We start from the raw sequence: 11,364 nt of genomic DNA on the forward strand, positions 1-11,364 counted from the left end.
GGTGCTGCGGGCGATGCGCGACATGCGCGCGCGCCAGGCGCTGCATGACCTGACCGGCGCCACCCACGCCGCCGGCTGGGCCGACGCCAGCGGCGCCGTGGCGCTGGTGCGCGAGGATGTGGGCCGCCACAACGCGCTCGACAAGCTGGTCGGCGCGCTGGCGCGCCAGGCCCTGCCCGCCGCGCACGGCGTGGTGCTGGTGTCCAGCCGCGCCAGCTTCGAGATGGTGCAGAAGACCGCCGCCGCCGGCGTCGGCATCCTGGCGGCGGTGTCTGCCCCCACCGCGTTGGCCGTGCGCCTGGCCGACAGCGCCGGCATCGCGCTGCTGGGCTTTTTGCGCAACGACGACGCGACCCTGTATTCCCATCCCGAACGCATCACTTCGCAGACCTGACACGCATGGAAATCGGCAACCTGATCCGCATGGCCAACCGCATCGGCCAATTCTTCGAAGCCATGCCGCTGCGGCCTGAAGCGGTGGAAGGCGTGGCCAACCATATCCACAAGTTCTGGGAACCCCGCATGCGCAACGAGCTGCTGGACTTCCTGGCGCGGCAGCCCGACGGCGATGCCGGCGAACAACAATTGCATCCGCTGGTGCTGGAGGCGGTGACGCAGAACCGCGAACGCCTGACACCGCTGGCGCGCGTGCCCTGACCGACCGACGCGTCCGCACCGATCCGCGTGCCCGCGACGGCGCGCGGACGCAGCAAGCTTTACCGCAGCAAAGGGTTCAACAAGAGACGGCGGGACTGGATTTCTCCAGCCAACGCCGCTATAAAGCCGCACCCCGAGGAGACCTCATGGAAAGCACTGCAACGCTAGACCTGCCCGGCGCCAAGCCGGGCTTCCTGGACAAGGAACGCACCATCGCCGGACCGGGTTTTTCCCGCTGGCTGGTGCCCCCGGCCGCCCTGGCCATCCACCTGTGCATCGGCATGGCCTATGGCTTTTCGGTGTTCTGGCTGCCGCTGTCCAAGGCGGTCGGCGGCGCCCAGCCGCTGGCCTGCCCGGCCGACATGAGCCTGGTGGCCGAGCTGTTCACCACCAGTTGCGACTGGCGCATCTCCACCATGGGGTGGATGTACACGCTGTTCTTCGTGCTGCTGGGCTGCTCGGCGGCGCTGTGGGGCGGCTGGCTGGAGCGCGCCGGTCCGCGCAAGGCGGGCGTGGTGTCGGCCCTGTGCTGGTGCGGCGGCCTGGTGATCTCGGCGGCCGGCGTCTACCTGCACCAGATGTGGATGCTGTGGCTCGGCTCGGGCGTGATCGGCGGCATCGGCCTGGGGCTGGGCTACATCTCGCCGGTCAGCACGCTGATCAAGTGGTTCCCGGACCGCCGCGGCATGGCGACCGGCATGGCCATCATGGGCTTTGGCGGCGGCGCCATGATCGGCGCGCCGCTGGCCGACCTGCTGATGCGCCACTTCGCCACGCCCACCTCGCCGGGCGTGTGGCAGACCTTCCTGACCATGGCGCTGGTGTACTTCGTCTTCATGATGTCGGGCGCGCTCGGCTATCGCGTGCCGCCCACCGGCTGGAAGCCGGCGGGCTGGACCGCCCCCGCCAGGCACGCCAACAACGCCATGATCACCCAGGGCCACGTGCACGTGAAGCGGGTCTGGGGCGTGCCGCAGTTCTGGCTGGTGTGGCTGGTGCTGTGCCTGAACGTGACCGCCGGCATCGGCATCCTGGGCATGGCCTCGCCGCTGCTGCAGGAAGTGTTCGGCGGCGGCCTCATCAACAAGCCGGAGCTGGGCTACGGCCAGCTCGACAAGGCCCAACTGGCCTCGATCGCCGCCATCGCCGCGGGCTTCACCGGGCTGCTGAGCCTGTTCAACATCGGCGGCCGCTTCTTCTGGGCCAGCCTGTCGGACAAGCTCGGCCGCAAGATGACCTACCTGATCTTCTTCGTGCTGGGCTTCGCGCTGTACGCGGCGATTCCCTGGACCGCGCACATGGGCGCGCTGGCGCTTTTCGTGGCCGCCTTCTGCGTCATCCTGTCGATGTACGGCGGCGGCTTCGCCACCGTGCCGGCCTACCTGGCGGACCTGTTCGGCACGCAGATGGTGGGCGCCATCCATGGCCGGCTGCTGACGGCGTGGTCGGCCGCGGGCATCTTCGGGCCGGTGCTGGTGAACTACATCCGCGAATACCAGCTGTCCATCGGCGTGCCGCGGGCGCAGGTGTATGACATCACCATGTACATCCTGGCCGGCATGCTGGTGCTGGGCTTCCTGTGCAACCTGGCGATCCGCCCGGTGAACCCCAAGTACTTCATGAGCGACGAGGAACTGGCGCGCGAAAAGGCCCTGGCGCATGAGCGCGCGGCGGCGGCCGAGACCCACGGCGTGGGCGCCTCGACCTTCCGCACGCCGGCCGCGCTGGTGCTGTTCGCCTGGGCCTGCGTCGGCATCCCGCTGGCCTGGGGCATCTGGATCACGCTGCAGAAGGCCGTGGTGCTGTTCCACTGATACCGCCCCGACGGGTGGCGCCGCGCGCCATCCGCCGCCCCCGAAGGCGCGAAGCTGCTACATTGGCAGCCCGCGCCTTGTTTTCTTTTCCCCCTGGATTTCCCCGTTTCATGACCGTCCTGCCCCTGAAGCCCGCCTTGTCCGGAGCGTCCCGTTGACCCTGCCTGAACTGCATTGGACCGAGGGCGAAGCCCCGGACCAGACCCACCACACCGCCCGCTGGCGCTCGGAATCCGGCGCCACGCCGCCCAAGCGCGTGGTGCTGGCCGACGACCGCACCACGGCGGACGTGGCCTATCGCCTGGCGTGCGAAGGCGTGGGCCTGCTGTGGCGCGGCGACTTCCAGAATGCGCGCCAGTTGTTGCAGGCGATCACGCGCCGCGTCGACAAGCGCCCGCGCAAGCCGGTCGAAACCATGCTGGAGGCCTTCAACCAGCATCGCCAGATCCAGTCGCAGCGCGCCCGCATCCTCGGCATGCTGCTGATTCCGTTCGACGCCGGCCACGGCATTTCGCTGCGCCGCGCGCCGGACGCGCGGCAGGCCTGCGAAGAAGCCCACGGCCCCGCCGACGAACCGTACGTGGCGTCGCTGCGCGAACTGCTGGGCCTGATCGGCGCCTTCGAATGGCGCAAGAAAGGCGTGGAGATTCCCGCGCTGGACAACCGCATCCACCCGCACTACGGCGTGTTTTCGCCGCTGCGGGGCGAGTACATCGACCTGGTGGCGCGCACCCCGATGCCGCGCGGCAGCGTGGCCTTCGATATCGGCACCGGCACCGGCGTGCTGGCGGCGGTGCTGGCGCGCCGCGGCGGCAAGCGCGTCATCGCCACCGACATGGACCCGCGGGCGCTGGCCTGCGCCCGTGAGAACCTGGAGCGGCTGGGCCTGGCCAAACAGGTCGAGGTGGTCCAGGCCGACCTGTTCCCCGAAGGGCGGGTTTCGCTGGCGGTCTGCAACCCGCCGTGGCTGCCGGCCCGCCCCAGCTCGCCGGTCGAGCACGCGGTCTACGACCCCGACAGCCGCATGCTGCGCGGCTTCCTCAATGGGCTGACGGCGCACCTGACGCCCAACGGCGAAGGCTGGCTGATCCTGTCGGACCTGGCCGAACACCTGGGCCTGCGCACCCGCGAGCAATTGCTGGAGATGATCGAGCAGGCCGGCCTGCGCGTGGTGGAGCGCATCGACACCCGGCCCACGCACGGCCGCGCCAAGGATCCCGACGATCCCTTGTACGCGGCGCGCTCGAAGGAAGTCACGTCGCTGTGGCGGCTGGCGGCGGCCTGAGCGCGCGCCGCCCGTCGTTCGGCACATGCAGAAGCCCGGCCCCCCGGCCGGGCTTTTTCATGCCCGCCCCGCCGCGACGTTGACGCTGATGGCGATGATGAAGACGTTGAAGAAAAACGCAATGACGCTGTGCAGCAGCGCCGTGCGCCGCAGCCGGCGGCTGACGATCTGCACGTCCGACACCTGGAACGTCATGCCCAGCACCAGCGAGAAGTAGGCGAAGTCCCAGTAGTCGGGATCTTCCTTGCCTGGGAAGTCCAGGCCCTTGTGCATGCCGTTGCGGTGGCTGTAGTAGCCATGCGCATAGTGCAGCGCAAAGATCATGTTCATGTAGAGCCACGACAGCACGATGCTGGCGGCCGCCGCGATCAGGTCGGCCGCGCCTTCGAGGCCGCCCGCCGCGCGCATTTCCATCCACAGCGCCAGCATCACCAGGCAAGACAGCAGCACGCTGCTCCAGAGCACGGCGCTGCGGCCGACATCGACCTGCTGCGCCCGGATCCGCATCGTGGCGGGGGTCGCCCTGCCGAAGGCGGCGCCGGTCAGCAGCAGGAACACCAGCGCCGCAAGATCAAAGCCCAGCAGGCCCGCCCGGCTCGGCGCCAGGCCGGCGCGCCACAACCCCACCGCCGCCGCGACGAACAGCAGCCCGCACAGCACCAGGCGCCGATGCGCATGGAAGAACGGCAGCGGCGCGACGCCGGCCTGGGTCGAGTCGGTATCCGGATCCTTGACCGGCAGCGTCATGGCGGCCTCCCACGGGTGGCAAGAGCCTAAACGCTAACCGATCGCGAGCAATCCCACCAGCGCGCCGCCGAACAGCAGCCACAGCGGATGGATCCGCGTCACGCTGCCCAGCAGCGCCACCACCGCGGTAATGGCGCCCAGCAGCCAGGTGTGGGCCGATGCCTCCGTGATCAGCGCGGCGCTGGCGGCCACCAGCCCCACCGTCATCGGGAAGATGCCGGCCTGGATCACGCCGCGCCACGGGCGGTCCTTGAACCGTTCCCACAGTCCCAGGGCGATGATGGTGATGATCGAGGACGGCCCGAACTTGGCCAGGGTGGTGACCAGCATGCCGGCCCAGCCGGCCACGTGCCAGCCGACCAGCGTGACCACCATCAGGTTGGGGCCGGGCGCCGCCTGCCCCAGGGCGAACAGCGCGGAAAAATCGGCGGCCGTCATCCAGCCGTGCACCTCGACGACCTGGCGCTGCATTTCGGGCAGGATGGTGTTGCCGCCGCCGAAGGCCAGCACCGACAGTTGCGAAAAGATGATGGCGAGGGCGATCAGGGTCTGGATCATCGACGTTGCCTCCAGACCAGCAGGATGCTCAGGGGCGTGAGCACCGCCATGGTGGGCAGCAGCGGAATGCGCAGCACCGCGATGGCGATGAAACAGGCCGTGGCCACCAAGCCGGCCAGCCAGTCGCGGCGCTTGAGCACCGGCACGCCGATCTTGACCGCCATCGAGATCAGCAGCCCCGCCGCCGCGGCCGCCAGGCCGGCGAACAGGTGCTGGATGTGCGGATCGTTCTGGAAGCGGTCGTAGACCATGCCCAGCAGCACCACGATGGCCGACGGCGCCAGGATCAGGCCCATCAGCGCCGCGAAGGCGCCGCGCGGGCCGCGGAACTTCATGCCCAGCGCGACCGACAGGTTGATGATGTTGCCGCCCGGCAGGAACTGGCACAGGCCCAGCAGGTCGGTGAATTCGGCCCCGGACAGCCAGCGGTGCTTTTCGACCACCATGCGGCGCGCCAATGGCAACGCGCCGCCGAAGGCCGTCAGGCCGAGCATGAGGAATCCGTAGAACAGTTGCCCGCAGGTGGGCGGTGGCCGCGTGGCGTCGGGGGAATCGGGAGCTGCTGCGTTCATTGTCTTGGGGCCGTGGCCGGCCGGGAAACGCCGGCGCGCGGCGGCGCCGGGAGTGAAGGAATAGCTCGCAGCCTACTCCCGCCCAAAGATAATGTCTAATATATGACTGACTAAACATTCATATCCGTCACATATGGCATCCGTCGACTTGCGGTTGTTGCGTTATTTCCTGGCGGTGGCCGAGGAATCCCACCTGACCAAGGCGGCCGCCCGGCTGGGCATCCGCCAGCCCCCACTCAGCCAGCAGATCCGCGTGCTGGAACAGGAGCTCGGCGTCACGCTGTTCCACCGCCTGCCGCGCGGCATGGAACTGACCGAAAGCGGCCGGGCGCTGTTGGCCGACGCGCGCAGCATCCTGGCGCTGGTCGATCAGGCGGTCGACGGCGTGCGGCGGGTGTCGCTGGGCGAGGCTGGCCGGCTGACGGTCGGCTTCACCGGCTCGGCCGCCTTCCACCCGTTCGTGCCATCGGTGATCCGGCGCTTTCGCGAAAGCGCGCCGCAGGTGCGGCTGGTGCTGGAAGAAAGCAGCACCGGCGAGCTGATGGAAGACGTGCGCGCCGGCCGGGTCGACGTCGCCTTCATCCGCGGCGCGCACGGCGCCGATCGCGGCGTGGCGGTCGAGAGCGTGCTGGAGGAAACCATGCTGGCCGCCTTTCCCGCCGACCATCCGATGGTCAAGGGGCGCAGCCGCAAGCGCATCGCGCTGGCGGAGCTGGCCGAGGAATCGCTGATCCTGTACCGCCGCCACAGCGGCCCCGGCCTGTACGACGCCATCATCTCGGGCTGCCGCGCCGCGGGCTTCAGCCCGCGGGTGGCGCAGGAGGCGCCGCGCGTGCTGTCCACCCTGAGCCTGGTGGCGGCCGGCCTGGGCGTGTCGCTGGTGCCGGCCTCGCTGCGCCGGGTCAATATCGAGGGCGTGGTGTACGTCAACGTCACCGGCCCGGTGGAGCTGCGCGCCCCGCTCACCCTGATCTGGCGCGACGCGCCGCTGTCGGGCGCGACCCGCCGGTTGATCGAGGAGGTGCGCGCGCATCGCGAGACGCCGGAAGACTAGGCCCGTTCGCAGGGAAAGAAGCCTCTCGCGGTGGCGACGTGCCCCGGGCGCTACACTGGGCGCCATCCTGGCTCTCGCTGCTTGCCCATGCATGCCCCCCACCCCATAGGCGTATACGACTCCGGCGTCGGCGGACTGAGCGTGCTGCGCGCCATCCGCGAAGCGCTGCCGCGGGAACACCTGCTGTACCTGGCGGATTCCGCCCACGTGCCCTACGGCGAGAAGACCCAGGAAGCCGTGCAGCAGCGGGCGCTGGCCATCGCCGACTATTTCGTGTCGCGCCAGGCCAAGGCCATGGTGGTGGCCTGCAACACCGCCACCGCCGCCGCCATCGCGCTGCTGCGCGCCCGCCATCCAGACCTGGTCATCATCGGCGTGGAGCCGGCCATCAAGCCGGCCGCGCACCTGACGCACAGCGGCGTGGTCGGCGTCTTCGCCACCACCGGCACGCTGGCCAGCCCCAAGTTCGCGGCGCTGGTGCGGCGCGAGGCGCCCGAGATCCGCATCCTGTTCCGGCCGTGTCCGGAATGGGTGCTGCAGGTCGAACGCGGCGAGATCGACGGCCCGGGCGCCGCCCGCGTGGTGGCGGCGCCGGTGCGCGAACTGCTGGCCCAGGGCGCCGACGCGCTGGTGCTGGGCTGCACCCATTTTCCCTTCCTGCGCGACGAGATCCAGGCCGCGGCGGGCGCGTCCGTGCCCCTGCTGGAAACCGGCGGCCCGGTGGCGCGCCGCCTGCGCCATCAATTGCAGGAGCGCGGACTGCTGGCGCCGGACGGCGCCGGCTCGGTGTCGCTGGAGACGACCGGCGATGCGGCCGCGCTGGGCCGCATGGCGGCCCTGCTGCTGGGCCTGCCGGCCGAGGCGGCGCAGACGCCGGCGCGCTGGCGCTGAAGTCGCTGGCGGCCCCCTGCCGCCGGGGCCCCGCCGCTTGCGCACAGGACTGATGCCGCCCCGCTCGGACGGTCCGCTTCGTTTGATTCCGCGCATCCCGCCACCGCCCATGGCGCGGGATAATTTCGTACAGTGGAGACACCGCGGCGCATCGCCGTGGCTCGCGGACAACAAGGAGACGTCGATGAAACGCATTCTGATCCCCGTGGATGGCTCGCAACACGCCGTGCACGCCGTCCGGGCAATGCTCGAGGCGCGCGGCTACGATCCGGTCGAACGGGTCGAACTGCTGACGGTGCAGATTCCGCTGCACGCAGGCAAGATCGGCCGCGGCCTGTCGCAGGCGGACATCGACGCCTACCACCAGGAAGAAGCCCAGGCCGCGCTGCGTGAAGCCAGCGCGCTGCTGACCGAGGCCGGCGTGCCGTTCGGCCAGCGCGTCGAGACCGGCGCCGCCGCGGAAACCATCGCGCGCGTGGCCGCGGAGAGCGACGCCGACGAGATCTTCATGGGTACGCGCGGACTGGGATCAGCCTCCGCGCTGTTCATGGGTTCGGTGGCCACCAAGGTCCTGCACCTCACGGACCTGCCCGTCACCCTGGTCAAGTAAGGAGACCGCCATGCTGCATATCCTCGTGCCGGTCGACGGCTCCGACAATGCCAACCGCGCCGTGCTGCATGCGCGCCAACTGGCGCAGGGCGCGCGCGACGCGCGCATCCACCTGCTCAACATCCAGACACCGCCGCAGGGGCGCGCCGGCCTGTCGCGGCTGGTCACCCAGGACATGATCGACGAATACTACGTGCGCGAAGGCCAGGAAGCCGCCGACGACGCGCGCAAGCTGCTCGACGTCACCGGCACCGACTACACCAGCCACGTCGAATTCGGCAACCCCGCGGTCGAGATCGCCCATTACGCGCAACAGCATCAATGCGCCCGCATCGTCATGGGCACGCGCGGCCATGGCGCGCTTGCCGGCATGCTGATCGGCTCGGTCGCCAACCAGGTGGTGCAACTGGCCGAGGTGCCGGTGACGCTGGTGCGCTGAGCGCCGGCGACGGCGCCAGGCGTCGGCCGGTCAGCTAGGCGCCGGTCGGCAGCGCCGGCAGGATCAGCGTCACGCGCAACCCGCCCAGCGGCGATTGTCCGGCGCTGACCTCGCCGCCGTAGGTGCCGGCCAGGTCGCGCACGATATCCAGCCCCAGGCCCGAACCCGGGCGCTGCTCGTCCATGCGCACGCCGCGCTCGAAGATGCGCTCGCGCTCGCCCTCGGAAATGCCCGGGCCGTCGTCGTCGATCACGATGCGCAGGCGGTCGGGCGCATCCGCCTGGGCGCCGATCCGCACGCGCCGCGCGGCCCATTTGCAGGCGTTGTCGAGCAGGTTGCCAACCATCTCCTGCAGGTCCTGTTCCTCGCCACGGAACTCAAGCCGGTCGGGGAATTCGTCCATCTCCAGCGCCAGCCCGCGCGCCGCGTACAGACGCTGCATGACGCGCAACAGCGCCTGCAGCGGCGCCCGCAGCGGCGCGCGTCCGCCCGCCGTGCCGGAAGCCGCCGCGGCCCGCGCGCGCGCCAGGTGGTGGTCGATCTGGCGCTGCGCCATGGCGACCTGTTCGCGCACCAGGCGGGCGAACGCGCCCTCTTCGCGCGCCGCCGCGTTGCCCAGGATGGTCAGCGGCGTCTTGACCGCGTGCGCCAGGTTGCCGGCCTGGGTGCGCGCCCGTTGCACGATATCGGCGTTGACCGCCAGGACGCGGTTGAAATCGTCGACCAGCGGTTGGATCTCGCTGGGAAAACGGCCCTCGATCCGCACGCTGTTGCGGCCCTGCTGCGCGGCGAGCTGGCGCCGCAGCCGCCCCAGGGGCCGCAGCCCCACCGCCACCTGCACCACCGCCGCCGCCACCATTCCGGCCGCGAGCGCGCCGAGCGACCACAGCAGCATGTGGTCGAAGCGTTCGATCGGTTCGGCCAGCACCGCGCGGTCGGCGGCCACCACCAGGCGCAGCGAACCGGCGTCGCTGTCCTCGGGCTTGAGCAGGCGCGTCAGCGCGCTCAGGCGGTGATTCTCGGGCCCGGCGATGTCGTGAAGGCCGTCGGCGTCGTCGGCCGCAGGCAGCGCCAACACCTGGTCCCACAGCGAGCGCGAGCGCGCCACGCCCGCGGCCACCACGCGGCCGCTGTCATCGAGGCGGTCGATCTGCCAATACAGGCCCGACAGCGGCTGCTCCAGGCGCGGGTCGCTCAGCGGCGAGGACACCGTCGGGCGGCCGTCCGGCGCCACGCTGACCGCCGCCGTCAACTGGTTCATGTGCAGCGCCAGTTCGGTCCGCAGTTGTTCGGTGATGTGCTGGCGGAACAGGTTGCCCAGCCCCCATCCGGCCAGCACGACGATCGCCGCGATCCAGGCGAGCGTGCCGGCCAGCATGCGCCAGCGCAGCGACCCCGGCGCGCGCGGCGACGTCATGAAGTACAGGCGAGCCGGTAGCCGAGCCCGCGCACGGTCTCGATGGTGTCGGCCGGCAGCTTCTTGCGCAGGCGGCCGATGAACACGTCGATGGTGTTGGAATCGCGATCGTGGTCCTGCGCGTAGATGTGTTCGATCAGCTCGCCGCGCGAGACCACCTCGCCGGCGCGCTGCATCAGCACCGCCAGCACCTTGAATTCATGGCTGGTGAGGTTCAGCGGCTGGCCATCGACCGTGGCGCGGGCCAGCCGCGTGTCGAGCATCAGCGGGCCGCAGCGCCATTGCGCGCTGGCGTGGTGGCTGTGGCGGCGCAACAGCGCCCGCACGCGCGCCAGCAGTTCTTCCATGTGAAAAGGCTTGGTCAGGTAGTCGTCGGCGCCGGCGTCGATGCCGGCGACCTTTTCGTGCCAGTTGGAACGCGCCGTCAGGATCAGCACCGGCATGCCGCGTCCGGCCGCGCGCCACTGCTTGAGCACGGTCAGGCCGTCCATCACCGGCAGCCCCAGGTCCAGCACCACCACGTCGTAGGTCTCGACCTCGCCCATGTAGTGGGCGGTGCCGCCGTCGGCCGCCGTGTCGACGGTGTAGCCGCCGTGGCGCAGCGCCTCGGCCAGTTGCGACGCCAGGGTCGGTTCGTCTTCGACGACAAGTATGCGCATCAGTGTCGGTTCCGGAATTGGATGTCGCGCCCCTTCATGCCCAGCACGGCGCCGTCGCGCGCATCGATCTTCAGCTTGACCAGATTGCCGCCGGGCTGCAGCAGGCGGATCTCGTACAGGAAGAGGCCGTCATCCTCCTCGAATTCCACCTTGACCACCTGGCCGGGGTAGTCGCGCTCGACGATATCGAGCACGGAGCGCAACGGCAGCACCTTGCCGGCCTGCAGGGCCTGGCGCGCCTGTTCGTGGTCGCTTTCGTCGGCGCGGCCGGCGCCGGGCCCGACGGCCAGCGCCAGGGCCAGCGCAAGGCCGGTCAGCCAGATTCCGATACGAAGGCGTGCGGTCATGGGGATTCCGTCGGGCGATCGCGTCCAGGGTAACCCGGCGCGCGGGGGAAAAACAGGGGAATGCAAGCGTCTCATTTATAGCGTGTCGAACATGAACGGCGGGTGAATGACGGCTTCAGAACGGGTTCATGCGCCCCCTCGAATAATGACGTCATGGCCGATCCACGGCCCCACTTCGACCCTCAGGAGAAAACCGCATGAACCCGATCCGCAAGACCCTGACCGCCCTGGCCATCGGCGCCGCCACCCTCACCGGCGCCGCCGCGCTGGCGCAGACCGCGCCGCAACCGGCCCCGGCCGCGCCGGCGCCCGCC

14 protein-coding genes are annotated in these 11,364 nt (G+C 70.2%); 8 read left to right on the top strand and 6 right to left on the bottom strand.

Features of this window, described 5'->3' with window-relative positions:
• The 4 genes from HV783_RS28515 to HV783_RS28530 all read left to right on the top strand — a co-directional run.
• Window positions 1-394 (top strand): formate dehydrogenase accessory sulfurtransferase FdhD (locus tag HV783_RS28515; RefSeq protein WP_175190299.1); only part of this gene is annotated, 394 nt, incomplete at its 5' end.
• A gap of 5 nt (window positions 395-399) precedes the next feature.
• Window positions 400-657, top strand: coding sequence for a formate dehydrogenase subunit delta (locus HV783_RS28520; protein WP_006390923.1), 258 nt, complete (start codon window positions 400-402; stop codon window positions 655-657).
• Between the two features lie 146 nt (window positions 658-803).
• Window positions 804-2,471, top strand: coding sequence for an OFA family MFS transporter (locus HV783_RS28525; protein WP_175190300.1), 1,668 nt, complete (start codon window positions 804-806; stop codon window positions 2,469-2,471).
• Between the two features lie 154 nt (window positions 2,472-2,625).
• On the top strand, window positions 2,626-3,756 hold the full coding sequence (locus HV783_RS28530) for a methyltransferase (protein WP_054500959.1): 1,131 nt from the start codon (window positions 2,626-2,628) through the stop codon (window positions 3,754-3,756).
• 57 nt (window positions 3,757-3,813) lie between these two features.
• On the opposite strand, the gene HV783_RS28535 is transcribed toward HV783_RS28530, so the two are convergent.
• From HV783_RS28535 to HV783_RS28545, 3 genes are read right to left on the bottom strand one after another with little or no spacing between them, the layout of a single operon-like run.
• On the bottom strand, window positions 3,814-4,503 hold the full coding sequence (locus HV783_RS28535; protein ID WP_054500958.1) for a DUF1345 domain-containing protein: 690 nt from the start codon (window positions 4,501-4,503) through the stop codon (window positions 3,814-3,816).
• Between the two features lie 33 nt (window positions 4,504-4,536).
• Window positions 4,537-5,061 carry a chromate transporter gene (locus HV783_RS28540; RefSeq protein WP_054428590.1) on the bottom strand — a complete coding sequence of 175 codons (525 nt, stop codon included), beginning with the start codon at window positions 5,059-5,061 and terminating at the stop codon, window positions 4,537-4,539.
• Complete coding sequence (locus HV783_RS28545; protein ID WP_054500957.1) at window positions 5,058-5,633, bottom strand: chromate transporter; 576 nt, start codon at window positions 5,631-5,633, stop codon at window positions 5,058-5,060. The genes HV783_RS28540 and HV783_RS28545 overlap by 4 nt, the downstream gene beginning before the upstream one ends.
• A gap of 133 nt (window positions 5,634-5,766) precedes the next feature.
• Between HV783_RS28545 and HV783_RS28550 the strand changes: the two genes are divergently transcribed.
• From HV783_RS28550 to HV783_RS28565, 4 genes are all read left to right on the top strand, one after another.
• Window positions 5,767-6,687, top strand: coding sequence for a LysR family transcriptional regulator (locus HV783_RS28550; protein ID WP_054500956.1), 921 nt, complete (start codon window positions 5,767-5,769; stop codon window positions 6,685-6,687).
• A gap of 87 nt (window positions 6,688-6,774) precedes the next feature.
• Entirely contained in the window at window positions 6,775-7,578 is an 804-nt protein-coding gene (gene murI, locus HV783_RS28555) for a glutamate racemase (protein ID WP_175190301.1), read from the top strand.
• Between the two features lie 184 nt (window positions 7,579-7,762).
• Window positions 7,763-8,188: a universal stress protein gene (locus tag HV783_RS28560; RefSeq protein ID WP_064528398.1), complete on the top strand. Its 426-nt coding sequence runs from the start codon at window positions 7,763-7,765 to the stop codon at window positions 8,186-8,188.
• Window positions 8,189-8,198: 10 nt separating this feature from the next.
• Window positions 8,199-8,627: a universal stress protein gene (locus HV783_RS28565; RefSeq protein ID WP_054500953.1), complete on the top strand. Its 429-nt coding sequence runs from the start codon at window positions 8,199-8,201 to the stop codon at window positions 8,625-8,627.
• A 34-nt stretch (window positions 8,628-8,661) separates the two neighbouring features.
• Here the strand turns inward: HV783_RS28565 and HV783_RS28570 are convergent, their stop codons facing one another.
• From HV783_RS28570 to HV783_RS28580, 3 genes are read right to left on the bottom strand one after another with little or no spacing between them, the layout of a single operon-like run.
• Entirely contained in the window at window positions 8,662-10,044 is a 1,383-nt protein-coding gene (locus HV783_RS28570) for a sensor histidine kinase (protein WP_175190302.1), read from the bottom strand.
• Window positions 10,041-10,703 carry a response regulator transcription factor gene (locus tag HV783_RS28575; protein WP_054500951.1) on the bottom strand — a complete coding sequence of 221 codons (663 nt, stop codon included), beginning with the start codon at window positions 10,701-10,703 and terminating at the stop codon, window positions 10,041-10,043. Before HV783_RS28575 ends, HV783_RS28570 begins: the two co-directional genes overlap by 4 nt.
• The gene (locus HV783_RS28580) at window positions 10,703-11,050 is read right to left on the bottom strand and encodes a PepSY domain-containing protein (protein ID WP_100503429.1); all 348 of its coding nucleotides are present in this window, start codon (window positions 11,048-11,050) and stop codon (window positions 10,703-10,705) included. The genes HV783_RS28575 and HV783_RS28580 overlap by 1 nt, the downstream gene beginning before the upstream one ends.
• Window positions 11,051-11,364: the final 314 nt, after the last annotated feature.

The sequence above is a fragment of the Achromobacter dolens genome, assembly GCF_902859745.1.
Lineage (GTDB): Bacteria > Pseudomonadota > Gammaproteobacteria > Burkholderiales > Burkholderiaceae_B > Achromobacter > Achromobacter dolens.